The sequence below is a fragment of the Persicitalea jodogahamensis genome, assembly GCF_014651615.1.
GTDB classification, from domain to species: Bacteria; Bacteroidota; Bacteroidia; order Cytophagales; family Spirosomataceae; genus Persicitalea; species Persicitalea jodogahamensis.
This window is the reverse complement of record NZ_BMXF01000002.1, coordinates 165,817-184,714: the sequence shown is the minus strand read 5'-3', so window position 1 is coordinate 184,714 and position 18,898 is coordinate 165,817. Positions and strand designations below refer to the sequence as shown.

Genomic DNA, 18,898 nt, shown 5'->3' with positions numbered 1-18,898 from the left:
ACTAAAAAAATGGTTTGGGAGCGTTTTATGGAAGTTGCAAGGTAGCTTTTTGCGCTCGTTCCATAAAGCCTGACTGGCCAAAAGATATTTGCGCCATCCATTCCCGTTCCCTTTGTGTATGAAAGAAGAACGCATATCGGTTTTCGACATTCTTAAGATCGGCATCGGTCCGTCGAGTTCGCATACGCTCGGGCCGTGGCGGGCGGCGCAGCTATTTCTGGTTACACTTGAAAAAGCGCCGGCCTGGCCCTTAGAATTCCGATTAGTTTGAGCGAGTGCTGAAAGTGGAAGCTTCCACGGCCCCGAGCAAATACACCAGCGGCGCGTTCCAGTTAATGCAGATTTCGTTGGAAGCATAGGAGCAGTCATCATCCGTAAAGGCTTCGTCGGGCAAATCCGAAGTGTAAGTGGGGCATTTATCCTGCTTACCCGGATTTGGCCCGCCCGAGAGCAGCCCCGGTACGGGTTCGGTTACGCCATCGGCAACGGAAGGGCGATGGTGCGGATGCATCACCCGCTTGCTGCCGAAGCCCGTCAGGAAACAATAGCCCGTGCCATTGCGACCCAGCAGATAATCCACGTTCGTGAGGGCGGCGTTCAGGTACTTTCTATCCTGGGTCAGGCGATACGCCTGCATGATCGCCATGCCCTGATTAGCCGCCACGGAGCTGCTTCCCCATGCGTAGTCGGATTTGCTATGGCCCATCACGGTGTTAAGATAATGCTTCTCCGTGCCTTCGATCAGGCCGTCGGCCATTGCGACCATCCGCACTTTAAGCTTGGCAACGTCTTTCCGGGCCACATCAGTAATCTCCCCGGCGTGGCGAAGCAAGGAGTAGTAGCCCATCAACCGCACTTGCGGCCAGGAAGGTAACGGCATTTTTTCATCGGGAAAAAGATTGACCGCCTTGTAGTACGTCTCGCTCTTAGTAGTAATGTACAGCTCACAAGCCGCCCAGATAAACTCATCCGCCAGATTCCTGTCGCCGTAGGTACCCGTCTTGATGTCGGGATCGAAGGAAGAATTGATGGCGTCCTGATCGTATACGACATTAGGATTTACCTTGGCCCAGCCCCAGGCGCGCTGCGCCGCAATGAGACAGGAATCGGCCAGGCCGGGTAGTGGCTGTCGGTACTTTTTGAAAATCCGGCTGCCCTGTGCCATCACCGCCGCAAAGTCCAGCGCGGCGGCGGTACTTTTCTGCACCACGAAACGCGGTTTGGTGGCCTCGTGCGGCATCACATTCATGCCATCAAAAACAGGATTGGTCAGTTTATGATACACGCCGCCATCGTTGGGATCTTGCATGGTGAGCATCCAGCGCAGGTTGTACAGCACTTCGTCGAGCAGGTCGGGCAAAGCGTTACTGCTTTCGGGAATGTTCAGGTTCAGCGTGTCATAGTAAGCCGGAAAATCCTCGTAGGCAGCCAGCATCGTCCCAACTGAAATACCCGAGTTGACAATGTACTTATTATAATCCCCCGCATCGTACCAGCCACCCGGAGCGGAAAGTGTCGTCCCGGCGGGGCGCAGCGGACTGGCCGCCGAAGGATGCACCAGTACCGACACATCGGGATGGCCGCCGGGTCGCGCCCACTTTCCGGCATACTTTTCCGGCAGAGGTGTGGACATCCTTTGAAAATAATAGCCCTTGATCGCCGCCCGCGACGCCGCATCGTGTACTTGATTTTTTATTTCAAAAGGGTATGAAGCTCCTATTTCAGGTACTTCCAGCACGTAACGCCCCGGCTTAGTGAACGCTGAGAAGTCGGCGATGCGGGTAGTTTTAGCCGAGAAAGGTGAAGTACGGTTTTCGCTGAGCTGTCCATGGTAAACGGTCTGGTTGCCTTCCGCCGTTTTCAATATAAAACCACCCTTACCGGCACCATAAATGGCGGCTGTTTTAGGAGCATCCGGGTAGTACCCGAGCTGATTCAACCGAACAGAATCGGTGGATAGCTGGGCCAGAGTAGTTTTGGTTAGAAAGGATAATAGAAAAATAAGTAGTATTTGGGTGAAATTTTTCATCAGGTAAGTTTAATAGAAAAACTAGCTTCTTGGTAAATAGTGTAGCGCTGCCTGGCTTTCCTGCGTATGGAACGCAGCTCCCGAGGTCAGGGGCGGGCTTCAGGCTTATCGGGAGGCCAAGTTAGGAACTTTCCTCAAAGTTGTAGAGTCGTGGCAAATGACTTATCATAAGAACATACACCGTAGCCAAGAATTATAAAGGCATTGGTTTGGCAGAACACTATTTATAACATCCTGCATGAAACCGGTACCCGAAGTTGACGCCTAACATCAGCGTGGTTTCGCCATTTTCGTAGCCCTGGAAAGCCGCCCGCGCGCCAAGGAGGCAGTGGCCGGAAATGTTCAGTTCGCCCTCGGCGAGTACCGGGTAGCCCAAGACTGCATAATTTTGGGAACGATCGTACCGAAGAAACGTGAGGATGTAGTCTGTAATGGCCGGGAAGCTCAGCCCCTCCCTTGAATACTATGGTTGGGAGCCTTTCCCGAATTGCTCTTCTCTGCGGAAACTTCCGAAAAACCATCACTATCCCACGAAGATTTTCAATCTTTGCAGGATACTTCCCAATCGGGATTATGTACACTTCAAATCCATAAATAACTATGTCAGACCATTTGGAACAGGGAAAAAAATTCCTGGATACTGTATTACACTATTACGACAAAGCCGCCGAACATACGGGCCTTTCAAAAGGCTTACTCGAGCGCATCCGCCATTGCAATAGCGTTTATAAAGTCACCTTCCCCGTAGAGGTCGATGGCGAAATCCACAACATCGAGGGCATCCGCGCCCAGCACAGTATGCACAAACTACCCACTAAGGGCGGCATTCGGTACAGCATGGAGGTGTCGGAGGACGAGGTGAAGGCTCTGGCCACCCTGATGACCTTCAAGTGCGCGGTGGTAAACGTACCTTTCGGCGGTGCCAAGGGTGGGGTGAAGATCAACCCTCATATCGCATCCGAAGAAATGCTCGAGAAAGTGACGCGCCGCTTTGCGACCGAACTTATCAAGAAAAACCTGATCGGTCCGGCCGTGGACGTGCCAGCGCCCGACTACGGGACAGGCGGGCGTGAGATGGGCTGGATTGCCGACACCTATATGACCTTTAAGTTTGGCGATACCAATGCACAGGGCTGCGTGACGGGCAAACCGGTGGGTATTGGCGGCATCAGGGGGCGTACCGAGGCAACCGGCCTGGGCGTTTTCTTCGGGCTTCGGGAGTTCTTTAAGTTCGAGGAAGACACGAAAAAGCTAGGCCTAAGTACCGGATTGCGGGGCAAGACGGTCATTATCCAGGGTTTTGGTAATGTGGGCTACCACTCGGCCAAGTTCCTGGCTGAGGAAGGCGCCAAAATCATCGGCATCGCTGAATACGATGGTGGCATCTACGACGAAAATGGCCTTAATATAGAAGCGGTGGACAAGCACCGGCGGCAAACCAAATCGATCACGAAATTTCCGGGAGCGACCGACATCCCGGATTCAAAGTCCATGCTGACGATGGCTTGTGATATTCTGGTACCTGCAGCCCTCGAAAATCAGATCACCGTAGAAAACGCCAGTGAAATAAAGGCGAAAGTGGTGGCCGAAGCCGCCAATGGTCCCGTTACGATGCGGGCGGAGGAAATTCTGCTCGAAAAGGGTATTACCATCATTCCCGACCTGTACCTGAACGCCGGGGGCGTGACGGTCTCGTACTTCGAATGGCTCAAAAACCTGCAGAATGTACGCTTCGGGCGTATGGGCAAGCGGGCCGACGAGAAGAGCTTCGACCGGATCATCGGCTCAGTGGAGGAACTGACGGGCAAGACGCTTGACCCTGCCGTCCGGGCCGATATTACCCACGGTTCTGACGAAGAGGACATCGTGCGTTCGGGCCTGGAAGACACCATGATTCTGGCCTACCACGAGATGCGTGACGCACTTATCGCCAAGCCGGAACTGGGCGACCTTCGCACGGCAGCCTTCTATATTTCCATCAAGAAAATATCCCTCAGCTACGAAATGCTGGGAATTTTCCCCTGATCAGGACAGTGTTTCCTGTTTGCAAAAACGGTCGCCCTTCATGATGAAGGGCGACCGTTTTTTGTGGGCATGATTCCCTATTTTAGACAATAACACATCCTACAATTTCCCGAGCACCTGTTCGATCCAATCGCTCCGGGTATGCAGGTACTGATCCGGGGCAATGCCTACTTCTTCGTAGTCCAGGTACTTTTCGTACTTCTTTTCCGTAAGATTGAGCGTAAATTTATAGCAAGGGGTAGTTTCCTGCCGCGTACTCCGGTTGCCGAAACCATAGGCGATCGCCCCGTGGGTGTTTTCGCCAAAAGCGGTCACCGATTGCTGAGATTTCAGTTTGACCAGAAACTGCTCGCAATCGCTGCCACAGAAATAATTCTGCAATACGAAAACGCGAAGATTCTTTTTGTTCTTTTTCAAGAAGTCCAGAAATAAGTCGGACGTTCTACTACCGCCGCCGCCGTTGTTTCTGAGGTCAACGATGACATTCCCTACCTGGATTTTGCTTTCCATCTCTTCGCGCAGCTTACTGGCCATTGCGTAGTTTTTGTTTTGTCCTGAAAAAGAACCCAGACGAACGTAATGCGTACCACCGTCCAGCATTCTGTACTGAAACAGATCCTCATCCATAAGGTACGGATTGAAAGCGTAATCAGTCGCCGCATCGGTTTTGATCCACCGTTCGGGGTAGAGTCTGCCCTCTCGGGGCTGAATCCGTTGGTAATCAGGCACGAAGGCACCCCCATAAAAAAGGCCATCATACCCATCAGGTGTTCGGGTGAGCACGAACTTTATCATTTTCGGTTGCCAGTTCCTGTTGGTCGATTCCAGAACTACCCCCAGATAGCGGCCCTCGACCTGATCGTCCGGCACGACCGCCACCCTGTACACATCGTCGAGGTTGTATATCCCGGTGAGACTGTCCGACTTGCCGGCTGCCTTGTTCAAAACAGTAGTTAGATCATCCGTAATCCGATAATCATATTGCTGGAAATCTACTGTCGCGCTCCGCGCCGAGGCAGAAAGGTGCTTGTCCCGCACAATGGTCAGGTACTTTTGCACGTAATACAGGCAATTGATCTCCGCCCTTGGATCATCCTTGATCTCTACTTTCAGGGCATTTAGCAAGGCTTCGCTCACTCCATCATCTTTAACCTGGCTTTTGTAGCTGGGGACAGTGCGCAATTGGGTACTTACAAAATCAAGTTCTTGTGCGCAGTTGCAGGGGGTAGTTTGGCTTTGCGCAAAATGGAAGAAAAAAAACAGGGTGGATACTAGAAGAACACGTCTGGTCATTAAAGCAGGAAATAGTTAAATATTGGAAAGAGGCTCCGCAGCTTTAGCGTAATGCCACAGACCAATATGCAAAATATTTGCTTTTCAGTATTTCAAAAACTTTTCCGACAGGCTCTTATCTTCCAGATTCACCTTTATCAGGTAGGCGCCGGTGGGCAGGTAACGCAGGTCGAACTGCGTTTTGAGATAATCTCCCTCGACCAGCAAAGGTTGTGAGCGAAGCGGCTCTCCTTTCATAGTAAAGAGCGAAGCACGCGAATGTAAAGGAACGCCCTGTATGGGAACCGTGACCGTCACCATTTCCTGAGAAGGGTTTGGAAAAAGTACAATCAGGCGATTGGGTTCCGAAGAAGGAGCAACGCCCGTAATCAGATAAGGTGAGTCACCCCCGGAAGCTCCCCCCCAAAGAGTAATAACCGCCGACTCGGCCAGGCAGCCACCATTGCTAACGGTGACCTTATACCTTCCGCCCTCCGTGGCTTTCAGTAACGGGGCATCTTCGCCGGCCAGCAGGCTGTCTTCGCGGTACCAGGCATAGCGGTTGCCAATTTCGTAATTGGCCTGCAGGGCAATGCTGCCGCCCTTCTCTATGAGTGCCGAAATGGGCGGTGTGATGACTGCCTTTACATTCTTTTTCTGAACAACTACATCCGTCGAGCGGACCCGGCAAGCGCCATTGCGTATCTCCACGGCGTAGCGTCCCGGCTTATCGGCTTGATAGAACGAACCCGTAGCAGCGGGAATAGACGAATTATCATAGAGCCAGGCATAGGTATAGTCCTTCTCCTGCGGGGCAGTAAGCCGGGCGGGCGAATCGTTACAAATTACCGCGCTGACGGCGGGAGTGAGCGTTGCTTTTACGGGCGCAACATCCACACGCGTGGGAGCGGAGAGTTCGGCGCAGTAATGTTGGCTAACACGCACCTGGTAATTGCCGGTCGATGTGACCCGGTATCGGGAGTCCGTTGCTCCGCTGACCGGCTTACCATCCATCAGCCATTGATAGTTGTAATCAACTCCGGTGTTGGCCGACAGTTCAGTTCCATTGTTGTCGCAAACCAGAATGTTTCCCTTTTGGGCGATGTCGGCAAAGAGGTCAGAGCCACTTACCTCCACCGGTTTGCTGAGTACGTTACAGCCGACGGAGGTGACCCGCACAGCGTAACGTCCGGGCTTGCTTACTTCCAGCGTACGATCCGAGCCTTTCCTGATCGTATTTCCGTTTTGCAGCCATTCATAGGTAAACCCAACACCCGCGTTGGCCGATAAGCTGATTGTTTGTCCGGCGCAGAGCGTGGTGTCGGAGCCGGGGATGAGCGTAGATGCCAGCGCACAATCCGGCTGCTCCAGTCCGCTGACGATGAGCGCGTAGGGCTGGCGGCCGTTTTTCAGGTTGTTTTTGTGCGAAATGGTCAAAGTGTAGGTACGACCTTTCAGAGGTTTCGCGACATAGATTTGCTCCACGTTATCCCGAAAATTATTGCCCGTTTTGGCTTTCTCGCCGGGAGCAGCGGGGTCAAGCACCCATGGCTGAAAGCGGTTGAATCCTTCGGTGAGCAAAGCGTCAAGATCATTTACCAGCTTGGGACCCGGATTATTCAGGTTGCGGCTGCTAACGGCTGTGGGCATTGCTTCGGGGTCAGTCCAGCAGATTGTTACCACCAGTGGTTCGGCACCGGAAGCCACAAAGCTTCGGGTGTAGGCATCGTCCTGAGAGAGCACGTTCTCAGCCAGAACGTATTCCCCCTGACCGTTCAAAATGACCTTTGCCGCTGCTTCGGCGTCAAGTACCCCCCAGCCGTATTCATAGCTGGGGGCGATGTTGCCGCCGGGTTTCACCGCCGTATGCAGCACCAGTCCTTTCAGGGTAGAAGCCAGCATAAATGTTCCTTTGCGCTGCTGATGGAGTTCCTGCAAAAGCAGCAAAGAGCCCGAAACATTGGCACTCGCCATCGAAGTACCCGTAAATACCCCATAAGCTTCGTTCCCGGTACCTACGCTGGACAGTATGCCTGTGCCAAGCCCCAGCAAGTCTGGCTTGATACGGCCGTCGTCCGTCGGTCCCCAACCGCTATACGGACTTACCAGGTAGTTAGCATCGTGGAGTTCGGCCGCTCCGACGGTCAGTACGTTTTTGGCGTTGGACTCACCGGGCAGAATATCGTAGCCATCGTTGCGGCTTCGCGGTAGAGTACTTTGGGTATCCGTATTTTTCAAATAGTATTTGGTTCCTGCCGGCGGGCCATTCTCTACCCGCTTGTTGTCCGCCGAGCGCACCATCAGAAAATACGGAAAATTGTAAGTAATGCGGTCCACTTCACTCACGGCGTCGTCATAAAAGCCAAAGCGGTAGTCCTGCTGCTCATCCACCGAGGGCGTTCCCCACCACTCCCACTTTTGGTCGTTGGAGCTGCCGGGCCTGCTGAGGTCAAGCACCCAGCCCGCTACGGGACCGTAAGCATGATTCGAAATGAGCAGGCTGGGTGCTTCTTTGGCAACCTCACTGAGGTCGTTATCGAAATCCCACGCCTTCAATTCCCCGCCGAACGCCATCCCCTGAGCAGGTTTATGAATACCCCGCCCCACCAGAATACCCGCCATGTGAGTGGCGTGGTCGTTGATGACCGGAGCCTCGGCATCGGTCTGGCTGACTTTACCGCTCAGCTCCCGGTGGTCGATCCGCACTTTGCCTCCATCCCAGAGCGCCAGTTTCCCTTTCAGTGCTGGACTACCGCCACTCAGTTTCAATCCCAAACTACCTCCCTCGTACATGGAGGCCGTGCGGGTGCCCAGCGAAAGCGGCGTGCTGTGGGTCGTATAATACACGGGCTGGCCGAGGCCATCGGTATGATGCAGGGAAACAGACTTATCGTACCCCAGACTCAGACGGAGCGGCCAGCCGTTCTGCCGGGCCTGCGATAGCAGACGGGTGTATTGGCTTTGATAGTCTGCTATTTTTTGACCGGAAAAACTTTGGGATAAAGCGACACTATGCTGCGCCCGAACTGGTGTGACAAACCAACCAGCGCCAACTACCACTAAAAGGAAAATGAATAATATGTGTATCCTTTGCTCTGTCGTAAATCTACCTCTCATGCCCACGCTGTATTTGAAACCTATCGATCCGTGGCCGAAAATAGTCAGTGATTCCGGCGGGAAAAGACGGATTTCATACAGCAATAACTGTACCGTTTTCCTTACGCTTCAGCGAGAAAAGGGATTTGACAGAAACCCGGTGGTTAAGGGTAGTTTCAGGCAAAAAATTACAGGAAGAAGAAAGGAAGGAATGGCTTTATCCGAGTGCTGCGTGGGACGAAGGTGATTCAACCGAATCGCTGTTCTTCGCCTTATTTTCGCGAACATAGCGCTTGAAAAAACTACCGATTTTCAGGCCCAGCACACCCAGGATGGCCTCCTTGAAGATTCCCGCCGACATTTTGGATTCACCCAAAGTACGGTCAGTAAAAATAATGGGCACCTCCGTGATCTTAAATCCATACTTCCAGGCATCGAACTTCATTTCGATTTGAAAGGCATAACCAACAAACTTGATATGGTCGAGGGGAAGCGTTTCGAGGACATCGCGGCTGTAACATATGAACCCGGCGGTGGGGTCCATCACTGTCATACCCGTGACGAAGCGCACATAGTGCCCCGCAAAGTACGACATGAGCACCCGGCGCATGGGCCAATTGACTACATTGACCCCCCGAATGTACCGCGAGCCGACGGCGATGTCGTTGCCCTCCACCGCACAAGCTTCGTGCAAACGCACCAAATCCTCGGGATTGTGAGAAAAATCGGCATCCATCTCGAAAAAATAGCGATAGTGCCTTTGCAATCCCCACTTGAAGCCATGAATGTAAGCTGTACCCAACCCTAATTTCCCCTTCCGTTCGGCCAAATGCAGCCGCCCGGGAAATTCAGCCTGCAACTCCTTCACAATAAGCGCTGTGCCATCCGGTGAGCCGTCGTCTACGATGAGCAAGTCAAAGGCTTTGGGGAGACTGAACACCTTGCGAATGATCGCTTCGACGTTTTCAATCTCATTGTAGGTAGGTATGATGACTACGGAATCAGTCAAAGTATGGGATGGTTCGGGACGCCTCGCGGCGGCAGTTGATGGTAGAGGTAAAAAAATCGCTATGCTGAATTCTTAATTTCAGGAAAAATAATCACCTGCGTCTTGTTCTAATGCGGGCAAAAGTAACAAAAATCACGGTTCAAGGCCCAAAACAATCGCTCTCAAAAACGAAGCCAAAGCCTGCGTTTATCAAAAATCACAATTTTATGTTTTTCTTTTTTTCGCGGACTTCCATGTTTTTCTCCACCTGCTCGTAAATTTCAGACAGCAAAGCAGGGTGAGTAGTGTAAAAGGAATAGCTTTTCCGGTAAACAGATGTATCCACTTTATTCTTCTCCCAAATACGTTTTTGCATCTTTTCGTATAGCAAAATCGAAGAATCCTGTGAGCGCAGTTGCATGTTGGTCACCCGGGCTTCGGCAATGTGGATTTCCGTAAGGATTTCGGCCATTTTTTCCTGAGGGATCAAATCATCCGGCGGGCTGTCCTCGCCGTTACAGGCCAGAAGCCCGGTCAGGATCAGAGACAGCATCAGAAAAGGTCGGGAGTTAAATGTGAAACGCGACATAGTCGGAGCAAAGTTTCTATATTTGTCTGGCAACCAAAAACGCCCCAAAGGTCGCAATTCTTTCAAAAGAAGCCCCCTTTTTAGGTTTTTTAACAAAAATCCTAAAAAGCCGAAGGAGGAATCAAGATATCGGTGCTAGATACTCTGCCATTCCATTCACTCTTGGTGTGGGTTGCCGCGTCATTCATTTAAAATTACAAGGTGTTCCAGGATTTCTTAACCAAACTTCGGCAGTACGAAATACGCATCCGCAAGGCAGTCAACAGCGAGCGGCATGGCAACTTTCATTCTGTGTTTAAGGGCTCGGGGCTGGAATTCGATGACCTGCGCCTCTATCAGTACGGTGACGACGTGCGGGCCATCGACTGGAACACCTCGGCCAAAGGCCACGGTACTTACATCAAAATATTCAAAGAGGAAAAAGAGCAGACCGTGTTTTTTGTGGTGGACGTGAGCGCCTCTCAGGAAGTAGGCGACCAAACCCGCCTGAAAATAGACGCCGCCAAGGAGATTTGCGGCGTGCTGGCGCTTTCGGCCATTGAGGAAGCCAGTCGTGTCGGCCTGCTTTGTTTTTCAGATCAGAAGGAGCGCTACATCCGCCCGTCGGACGGGATGAAGCATGCGTACGGTTTTATATCAGAGCTGTACAAATTGACGCCTGGTTCGCCGCGCACCAACCTTTCGGAAGCTATATTGCTGACTTTAAACGTCTTGAAGAGGCGCAGTTTGGTTTTTATGATTTCCGATTTTATCGACGATGGCTACGAACACAACCTCAAAGCGCTGGCGCGCAAACACGACCTCATTGTGATTCACGTCCACGACATGCGCGAAACCAACCTGCCCAAGCTGGGAATAATACCCATCTACGACGCTGAGAAGCAAGTCAGGAAATGGGTCAATGCTTCTTCTACCCTCTACCGTGAAGCCATGCGGCAGCGGTTTCAGGCAAGGCGGGAAATGCTGGAAAAGTTATGCCGACAGAATCGGGCCGACTACCTTTCTCTGGACGCGGGGGAAGATTACGTCCCTGCGCTGATTAAGTTGTTCCGGGTGAGAAGATTCAATTAGCGAACAATGGAAAGCGGATTTCTCATTACAGATCATTCTACGAAGCAAGGAGGCGTTCCCCGGCTGCTTCGCAATGTTGGCCGTGGGCTTCTTCTGGGTTTCTTTTCTTTGTCGATCCTGTCTACCAGCTTCGGTCAGCCGGCACCATCGAAACCGAATAAACGACCGCAAGGGGAGTTTCTGGTAGATACGATCGAGGTGGGGAAGCCTTTTTCCTATTCCTTCAGCTTCCTCCACGATCCGGCGACGGAGGTTTTCTTTCCTGATTCTGTCTTTGACTTTTCACCCTTCGAGATGATCGGACAGGAGTATTTCACAACAAGAACCGACTCGCTGGGTAGCCTTGACAGTACTATCTATCGGTTGGTATCGTTCGACGTGGCCAGTCTGCAAGTGTTGCGCCTGCCTGTATTCGTGTACGCAGACAAAGACTGCACAGCGGTGTACGCTGCTCCTGATACGCTGTGGTTGCGGTCGCCGTTGCCCGTGACCACACGGCCCGACACACTGAAACTGCGGGATCAAACCAAAGTAGGCATGTTGCAACGTACTTTCAATTACCCCATATTCCTGTTGTTTATCGGCTCGTTGGGTTTGCTTTTTCTGCTGGTTTACTGGTTCTTTGGCCGTGAAATCGACAGGCAGTGGCGGGTTTTTCTGCTTAGAAGGCAGCACAGCGATTTTGTCCGGGCATTCAATCGTTTCAACCGCAACGCCCGTGAACGAAACAACACCAGCGAGGCTGAAAAAGCGGTCGTGGTTTGGAAACAATATCTGGAAGATGTGGAAAAGAAGCCATTTGCCACCTACACCACCCGTGAGATCATAGACAATATTCCGGACGAAACCCTTGAAGGCGCTCTGAAGGACATCGACCGGATTATCTACGGGCAAGGTAAGTCACAGCAAATGGATGCTTCCCTGCAGACTTTGAAAAATGTAGCCCAAAGGGTGTACCGTCGGCACAGGCTAGATATCATGCGACCCACCCGCTAACGATACAGAAAAATTAAGTATGATGGAAAACTGGTTGTCGCTGCGGTGGTTTGGCTGGGAAGCTCTGGGCTCTTTTTACTGGGCGCACCCTTACTTCCTTTACGCCATCCCTGCTATTCCATTGGCCTTTTTGCTACGAACTGCTTTCCATCGCAGGTCACGGCAATTTCTGACGATCCCCTATGATGCCATAGAAACACCCAACGACTGGCTTACACGCTTGCGCTACGTACAGCCCGTCAGCATTGCCCTGGCCCTTACGTTTATTCTGCTGGCTTTGGCTCGTCCCCAGATCATCACCGAACGTACCGACCGTTTCTCCGAAGGAATCGACATCATGCTGCTTGTTGACGTGTCGGACTCCATGCTTGAAAAAGACCTGAACCCCGACCGGCTTACGGCAGCCAAGCAGGTGGCCCGTAACTTCGTCCGGGGACGATTACAAGATCGGATCGGGATTATTGTGTTTGCCGGCGAGGCCTATTCCCTTTGTCCGCTCACGACCGACTATGACCTGCTGTATGGATTTCTGGAAGACCTGAAACCCGACATGATCCGTACCGCCGGCACAGCCATCGGCAGCGCCCTGGCAGTGGGTGTCAACCGGATGCGCGATTCCAGGAGCCAAAGCAAGGTGGCGATTCTGATCAGCGACGGGGAGAATACCTCCGGCAACCTCGATCCCATCACGGCAGCTCGTTTGGCCAAGGCCTTCGGCGTGAAGATATACACCATCGCGGTAGGCAACACCCGCCGGACAAGTACCGGAGATACGCTAAAGATAGCTGCCGCGCAAGTGGACGAGGGGGAGCTGCAGGAGATAGCCGCCGCTGGCGATGGAAAATATTTCAGGGCAACCGACAACACTGCTCTGGTGAAGGTGTTTACCCAAATCAACAAAATGGAGAAAGTTCAATTCAAGAATGTCGTTTTTCGGGAGGTAAAGGACTACTATCGCGTTTATCTCTACTGGGCGGTTCTCCTTATTATATTGGCACTTGCTACCAAAAGTACCTTCATGAGTAATATTCTGGAAGACTGATGCTACGCTCCTGCCATACCGAAGGATTAGTGGAAGCCGGGCTCGACGAAGTAGGTCGGGGCTGCCTGGCTGGTCCCGTAGTGGCGGCAGCGGTGATCTTACCGCCTGACTACCATCACTCCTCGTTGACAGACTCCAAGCAACTCAGCAAAGAGCAACGCAATGCTCTGAAAAATGAAATTGAGTGCGAAGCCCTTGCCTGGGCTGTGGCCGAGGCTTCGCACCTGGAAATCGATGAAATTAATATCCTACAAGCCAGCTTCCTGGCCATGCACCGGGCAGTGGCCCAGCTTCGGACAATGCCCGAGCATCTGCTCGTGGATGGCAATCGATTCGTGCCGTACCCGCTTGTTCCGCACACCTGCATCACCAAAGGTGATTCTCTCTTCCTGTCGATCGCGGCGGCCTCGGTACTGGCCAAGACCTACCGCGACGAATTGATGGAACGTCTTGCGGCAGATTTTCCCCAATATGGCTGGGCGACCAATGTGGGGTACCCTACCATCCAGCACCGCCGCGCCCTAAAAGAGCACGGCCCAACGGTCTACCACCGCCGCAGTTTCCGGCTCAACTACTGATTCCTGTTTTACAGCCATTTGCGGACGTAGCGACGTGTGAACTCAACCACGACGCCATAAACGATGTGACTGGCAAACTCACTTCCGGCAAATTTCAAAGGTTGCTTCAGAGGCCAGGGCTCAGTATTCATCATGGGCAACACCGATCCGTGCGTCACGCCATACAGGGCTGTTCCCAACATTCCGCCCATGCCTTTTTGAGTTTGGGGTACAGCCTCGACTACGCCTCCGTACAAGGCCCCGATACCCGTTCCAAACGCCCAGTGGATAGATTGCTCCACAACGGGTTTCTCGCTTTTTGTCAGATCTTTATCGGCGGCTTCTTCTTTTACCCGATCGCCGAGTACCACGGGGGGGGAATCGCGGTTGGCAGGGCGAGCGGGGATATATGCTTCCCAGGCGGTTTTGACGGCCGTGCCTACGACGCCGGCGATGGCTCCGGCCAGTACGCCTTTCCAAATATTCTGAGTCATGAGGTATATCTATTTAAAGGGGTTTGAAAAATGATTTCAACACCACTTTAAAAAAGTATGCCTGTCTGTCTTGAGAAGAAAAGGGTCGAAGTGGCAAAGCGACAAAGTCAGGACGCCGAACCTCACCAAGCGGATATGGGCGTACAAAGATCCGATTTATCACTCTAACCGTACGCAAATTTACCGACTGAAAAAGGTTTTTGGCTGAACTGTGAGAGGCAGAAATCCCCAAAATATCACCCTCGCAGCTGAGCGCTGAGCTAGGAAACGCGCGGGCGCTTGTAGAGGGGTACGGTGCTGCATGGCTCGCCGAACATCAGGCTCTGGACAACGGGCTTGAGCCGTCGCGTGATTTCTACGTAAGCCGAGGTAGGTACCGGGTGCTTGCTGCATCCCTTGATGACGACCCGCGCATTGCGGTAGTTTTCGGGGTCTATCTTTTCGAGGGCTTCGTAAAATAGTTTGTTTTCCAGCGCAGTCAGATCACCGAATACGAAGGCATGGGCGAAAGGCTCCAGTTTGACAGCCAGCAGCATGTAGGCCCAGGTGGGCACAATGGCATCCTCACTGCACACAATCGCGACGTTTTTATCCTGGTACGCGCTCCAGTCGTGGTTTTTCAGGAATTCCCGAAAATCTTTTTCCCGCAGGATCAGGCCCTGAAAAAGGTTGTCTTTCAGGTCATAAACTACCCTTTCGCCAGGATGGTAGTGTTCCTCCAGATCCAGCGACACCAGGCCGCTGTTGGCTACTTTATTGATAATTGTTTCGGTGGACATGACTGTATTGATTTCGGTGTAGCAGGTTGTTTTACCAATAAACTTACTACACCGAAATCATACGAATCATTCCCTACACGTTCCTTGGCATCGTGAACGGCGCGCGGTACTCGCGGCTGAGCATGGCGTCGGCCTCCTTGTCGTTGACGAACTTCTCTTTTTTGGGGTCGAAGGTCAGGCTGCGGCCGGTGCGGTAGGCAATGTTGCCCAGGTGCGCCAGACCCGACGACAAATGCAGCGTTTCGGGTGGACCGTTAAGTTTGGATGGGTCGCGCGCCACCACAGCGTCGATGAAGTTCTTGAAGTGATCACCTCCCGCTTTGCGCGTGGGGCCGGGCTTGCGGTCACGGCCCAGGAAGGTTTCGTAGAAGTCGTAGCCTTTTACGACCATGTAGCCCTCGCTGCCGTAGAAGATATTGCCGATGCCTGTACCGCCTTCTTCGTTAGTCATCCAGGGGCGCACTTCGAACTCGATGATTTTCCGTTGGTCGGGATAAATGTAGGTCGAAGAAAGTACCTCGGGCGTTTCCTGAGCATCTTTCCAAAGGAATTTACCGCCGCCGGAAGTGATTTTTTCGGGAAAAGTATCCACGCCCAGCCCCCACATGCAGAGGTCGGTTTCGTGGATACCCTGGTTGCCGATGTCGCCGTTGCCGTAGTTCCAGTACCAGTGCCAGTTGTAATGCACGTAGTTTTCGGAAAAAGGCTTCATCTGCGCTGGCCCCGTCCAGAGGTCGTAGTCCAGTCCTTCGGGAACGGGACTGGTACCCTTATCGCCCAGGTCGGGCCGCCACTTGAACACCAGCCCACGGGCCATATAAACATCGCCGATCAGGCCATCGCGTAGATGCTTCACGGCCTCTTTCATGGCCTCCGAGCTACGTAGCTGCACGCCGTGCTGAACAACGCGCTTGTACTTTTTGGCAGCTTCGATGATTTTGGGTCCTTCGGCAAAGTCGTGCGAGCCGGGTTTTTCCACGTAGACGTCCTTGCCTGCCTGACAGGCCCAGATCGTGGCCAGCGCGTGCCAGTGGTTGGGCATGGCGATGCTCACGGCGTCGATCGACTTGTCGTCAAACACTTTGCGCAAATCCATTTCCGTCTTGACCTTCTTGCTGTATTTTTTCTCAAACTCTCCGGCGCGTTTCTGCAAAACCACATTATCGGGATCGCAGAGCGTGGCGACTTCCACATTTTTCAGATTGGAGAAACCCGAGATATGGTTTTGGCCGCGTCCGTGCACACCCAGTACCGCCACGCTCACGCGGTCGTTGGCACCGAAGGCACGGGCAGGAATGATAGTGGGTAGCGACAGGGCCACCGCGACGCCCGCCGAGTTCTTAATGAAGCTGCGGCGGTTCAGTTGGTTTTCGTTTTGCATACAAATCAGGGTTTGGAATGACGCGACAAGAGAAACATAATCAGGTATTTATCCAATAAGACGACAGGTAAAGGAAATTTACCCTAATTCCAATCGAAAAAGGTAGACTTTACTCCTACTTACATTCAAAAGGAATGGCGACGCAGCATACGTCGCCGCCCCCTTCCTTACTTATTATACAAGAGGCTTTTTCCTTCATTACCAGCATCCTACCTGATGGTGAGCGCTTCCACTGCATTGATCAGATGGCTCTTAGTCCGCAAACTACCTGAGCGGGCATGTTGGCAAAGTCTGATCCGCCCAATTGAGCATTCAAAAACCCCCGTTCCAGTCGGAGCGGGGGTTTCCAGATTATTAACCTAACCTAATCGTATGAGGATTAGCTTCTTTGCGCACATATTCAGTTCAGCGCAACGAGCGCACGGGCGGGAGCTTTCACTACCTCTTTGCTGCCCAGATGGATAGCTTTGCGCTCAACCTCGGCGCCGTTGGCAATTTCGATGGTGTAGTCACCGTCCTCAACTTTTGAAAAATCGAAATAGCAGCCGTATTTATCGATCCGGCGGCCTATCGACTCGCGGTGCAATTCTTTTCCGTCCTGGTCTATCAGGCGGACACTGACTGTTTCGCCAGGGGTTTTCTCCACACTCAGGCGCATCTTCATGCTGTTCTGCACGCGGTAGAGGCTGGTGCCGAACGTTTTGGGGGTGGTACTTTGCGCTTGTAAAGAAGCGGCAGACAAAAGAGCAAAAGTAAAGGCGATAGCGGAAGTTTTGAAAGCGTTCATGATCGTAGTATTTATAAGTTTATGATAAAATGAGTGATTGAAGTGTCCGTGTATTGCTCAGCAGCGAACATTACAAAGGTCGCTGGTTGCGCTTGACCGGACTTGGCTCATTCTATCAAAGCCGTGGCTTATTGTTGCGGAGAATTAGCTTATTGTTGCAGGTTTATCGAACAAGCACTCGAAAGCATTTTATTTATATTAAATCTTAGAAAAGTTGATATAAATACCCATGATTTAATTTTTTCAAGCGGGATTGATAGCCTGGACAGTGGGTTTTTCTGTCTAATGTCGAGCCTTGTATATGTTTCCGATGTGAACATCTTTTACATGCGCTCAACAGCGCTTCTCCATACGGTTTGAAATGACGCGTTATCAGCAGACTTTTGAACGGGCTAAAACAAAATGCCTGACAATTCCCTTCCACCTGCACTAGAATAAACCGTACTTTTGGGAAATTTTTGCAAAATATGGCTTCCAAGCGCCCTGCCGCCCTCGGCTTCATCTTCATCACCTTACTGATAGACATCACGGGCATCGGTATCATCATCCCGGTGCTTCCCACCCTCATCACGGAACTTATTGGCGGTTCGCTGAGCCAGGCGGCACGCTACGGGGGCTGGCTGCTGTTCACCTACGCCTTCGTTCAGTTTTTGAGCGCTCCGGTCATTGGCGGCCTCAGCGATCAGTACGGCCGGCGCCCGATCCTGCTGGCTTCACTCTTCGGTTTCGGCATGGATTACCTCTTTCTGGCTTTTGCTCCCACCATTGGCTGGCTGTTTGTCGGTCGCGTCATCGCCGGATTTCTCGGGGGTAGTTTCACCACGGGAGCCGCCTACATCGCCGACGTAAGTACCCCCGAAAACCGGGCTCAGAACTTCGGGCTGATCGGCGCTGCTTTCGGGTTGGGCTTTATTATAGGTCCGGTCATCGGCGGCCTGCTGGGGCAGTACGGCTCGCGGGTGCCCTTTCTTGCGGCGGCAGTACTTTCGCTGGTCAACTGGCTTTACGGCTATTTCGTCCTGCCGGAGTCGCTCAAGCCCGAGAACCGGCGCTCATTCAGCTGGAAGCGGGCCAATCCGGCGGGAGCCCTGCGGCACCTGCGCAAGTTTCCGGTCATTGCCGGGTTGATTGTTTCGCTGGTGCTGCTTTACATCGCTTCCCATGCCGTTCAAAGCGTATGGTCGTACTACACCATGGAGAAATTTGACTGGCACGAAGCCCAGATCGGGTACTCGCTCGGTGCAGTGGGATTGCTCAGCGCCATTGTCCAGGGCGGACTGATCCGCGTGATTATTCCCAAACTAGGTCGCGAACGCAGTGTGTACATCGGCCTGTTGTTCAGCTCCATCGGGCTGACGTTATTTGCTTTTGCCTCCCAAGGGTGGATGATGTATGCTTTCATGGTTCCCTATATCCTGGGCGGTATTGCGGGCCCTGCCATCCAGGGGTTGGTTTCCACACAGGTCCCTCCCAATGAACAAGGCGAGTTGCAGGGAGGGCTTACCAGTTTGCAAAGCGTTACGGCCATCATCGGCCCACCGCTCATGACCGGCCTCTTTGCTTACTTCACCCGCCATGATACTTATCTGTACTTCCCTGGAGCCCCCATGCTGCTCGCCGCCGTGCTGGCGTTGATAAGTACCATCCTGGCGCGGCGAAGCTTTAAGGTAGTTGAGAGTTGAGGCAAATTGATTTTGCGGCTATCCCTACTTACTTAATTTCAAAAACTTTGTCGCTTTGGCACTAGGGAACTTTGCCACTTCTACATCCCTTTTTAGCACCATTCTTGGAT

At 52.5% G+C, this 18,898-nt stretch carries 17 protein-coding genes; 7 read left to right on the top strand and 10 right to left on the bottom strand.

Annotated features, from left to right (window positions below; genetic code table 11):
* Nucleotides 1-118 precede the first annotated feature (118 nt).
* Complete coding sequence (locus IE117_RS10870; RefSeq protein WP_308439284.1) at nucleotides 119-271, top strand: serine dehydratase beta chain; 153 nt, start codon at nucleotides 119-121, stop codon at nucleotides 269-271.
* Here IE117_RS10870 and IE117_RS10865 read toward each other — a convergent pair.
* Nucleotides 263-2,029 (bottom strand): glycoside hydrolase family 9 protein, encoded by a 1,767-nt coding sequence (locus IE117_RS10865; protein WP_189564448.1) that lies wholly within the window; start codon nucleotides 2,027-2,029, stop codon nucleotides 263-265. The two genes, IE117_RS10870 and IE117_RS10865, sit on opposite strands and share 9 nt — an antisense overlap.
* A gap of 220 nt (nucleotides 2,030-2,249) precedes the next feature.
* Nucleotides 2,250-2,405: a hypothetical protein gene (locus IE117_RS10860; RefSeq protein WP_189564447.1), complete on the bottom strand. Its 156-nt coding sequence runs from the start codon at nucleotides 2,403-2,405 to the stop codon at nucleotides 2,250-2,252.
* Nucleotides 2,406-2,629: 224 nt separating this feature from the next.
* Here IE117_RS10860 and IE117_RS10855 point away from each other — a divergent pair, with 224 nt between their 5' ends.
* Complete coding sequence (locus IE117_RS10855) at nucleotides 2,630-4,054, top strand: Glu/Leu/Phe/Val family dehydrogenase (RefSeq protein ID WP_189564446.1); 1,425 nt, start codon at nucleotides 2,630-2,632, stop codon at nucleotides 4,052-4,054.
* A gap of 99 nt (nucleotides 4,055-4,153) precedes the next feature.
* Here the strand turns inward: IE117_RS10855 and IE117_RS10850 are convergent, their stop codons facing one another.
* The 4 genes from IE117_RS10850 to IE117_RS10835 all read right to left on the bottom strand — a co-directional run bounded on the left by IE117_RS10850 (nucleotide 4,154) and on the right by IE117_RS10835 (nucleotide 9,999).
* Nucleotides 4,154-5,347: a S41 family peptidase gene (locus IE117_RS10850; protein WP_189564445.1), complete on the bottom strand. Its 1,194-nt coding sequence runs from the start codon at nucleotides 5,345-5,347 to the stop codon at nucleotides 4,154-4,156.
* 84 nt (nucleotides 5,348-5,431) lie between these two features.
* Entirely contained in the window at nucleotides 5,432-8,443 is a 3,012-nt protein-coding gene (locus tag IE117_RS10845) for a S8 family peptidase (RefSeq protein ID WP_189564444.1), read from the bottom strand.
* A 196-nt stretch (nucleotides 8,444-8,639) separates the two neighbouring features.
* A complete protein-coding gene (locus tag IE117_RS10840) occupies nucleotides 8,640-9,431 on the bottom strand; it encodes a polyprenol monophosphomannose synthase (RefSeq protein WP_189564443.1) in 792 nt (263 codons plus the stop codon).
* 196 nt (nucleotides 9,432-9,627) lie between these two features.
* Nucleotides 9,628-9,999, bottom strand: a complete 372-nt coding sequence (locus IE117_RS10835) for a DUF4296 domain-containing protein (protein ID WP_229580730.1) — start codon at nucleotides 9,997-9,999, stop codon at nucleotides 9,628-9,630.
* 201 nt (nucleotides 10,000-10,200) lie between these two features.
* Here IE117_RS10835 and IE117_RS10830 point away from each other — a divergent pair, with 201 nt between their 5' ends.
* The 4 genes from IE117_RS10830 to rnhB are packed head-to-tail and all read left to right on the top strand — an operon-like array spanning nucleotide 10,201 to nucleotide 13,686.
* Nucleotides 10,201-11,070, top strand: coding sequence for a DUF58 domain-containing protein (locus IE117_RS10830; protein WP_189564442.1), 870 nt, complete (start codon nucleotides 10,201-10,203; stop codon nucleotides 11,068-11,070).
* Between the two features lie 6 nt (nucleotides 11,071-11,076).
* Nucleotides 11,077-12,066, top strand: a complete 990-nt coding sequence (locus IE117_RS10825; RefSeq protein WP_229580727.1) for a hypothetical protein — start codon at nucleotides 11,077-11,079, stop codon at nucleotides 12,064-12,066.
* 19 nt (nucleotides 12,067-12,085) lie between these two features.
* The gene (locus tag IE117_RS10820; RefSeq protein WP_308439283.1) at nucleotides 12,086-13,108 is read left to right on the top strand and encodes a VWA domain-containing protein; all 1,023 of its coding nucleotides are present in this window, start codon (nucleotides 12,086-12,088) and stop codon (nucleotides 13,106-13,108) included.
* Complete coding sequence (gene rnhB / locus IE117_RS10815; protein ID WP_189564441.1) at nucleotides 13,108-13,686, top strand: ribonuclease HII; 579 nt, start codon at nucleotides 13,108-13,110, stop codon at nucleotides 13,684-13,686. The genes IE117_RS10820 and rnhB overlap by 1 nt, the downstream gene beginning before the upstream one ends.
* An 8-nt stretch (nucleotides 13,687-13,694) precedes the next feature.
* Here the strand turns inward: rnhB and IE117_RS10810 are convergent, their stop codons facing one another.
* From IE117_RS10810 to IE117_RS10795, 4 genes are all read right to left on the bottom strand, one after another.
* Nucleotides 13,695-14,159: a DUF1440 domain-containing protein gene (locus tag IE117_RS10810; protein ID WP_189564440.1), complete on the bottom strand. Its 465-nt coding sequence runs from the start codon at nucleotides 14,157-14,159 to the stop codon at nucleotides 13,695-13,697.
* Between the two features lie 260 nt (nucleotides 14,160-14,419).
* Entirely contained in the window at nucleotides 14,420-14,938 is a 519-nt protein-coding gene (locus IE117_RS10805) for a DUF2480 family protein (protein ID WP_189564439.1), read from the bottom strand.
* Between the two features lie 73 nt (nucleotides 14,939-15,011).
* Nucleotides 15,012-16,319, bottom strand: a complete 1,308-nt coding sequence (locus IE117_RS10800) for a Gfo/Idh/MocA family protein (RefSeq protein ID WP_189564438.1) — start codon at nucleotides 16,317-16,319, stop codon at nucleotides 15,012-15,014.
* A gap of 400 nt (nucleotides 16,320-16,719) precedes the next feature.
* Nucleotides 16,720-17,106 carry a hypothetical protein gene (locus IE117_RS10795; RefSeq protein ID WP_189564437.1) on the bottom strand — a complete coding sequence of 129 codons (387 nt, stop codon included), beginning with the start codon at nucleotides 17,104-17,106 and terminating at the stop codon, nucleotides 16,720-16,722.
* 467 nt (nucleotides 17,107-17,573) lie between these two features.
* Between IE117_RS10795 and IE117_RS10790 the strand changes: the two genes are divergently transcribed.
* Nucleotides 17,574-18,788 (top strand): TCR/Tet family MFS transporter, encoded by a 1,215-nt coding sequence (locus tag IE117_RS10790; protein ID WP_189564436.1) that lies wholly within the window; start codon nucleotides 17,574-17,576, stop codon nucleotides 18,786-18,788.
* The last annotated feature ends 110 nt before the right edge of the window (nucleotides 18,789-18,898 follow it).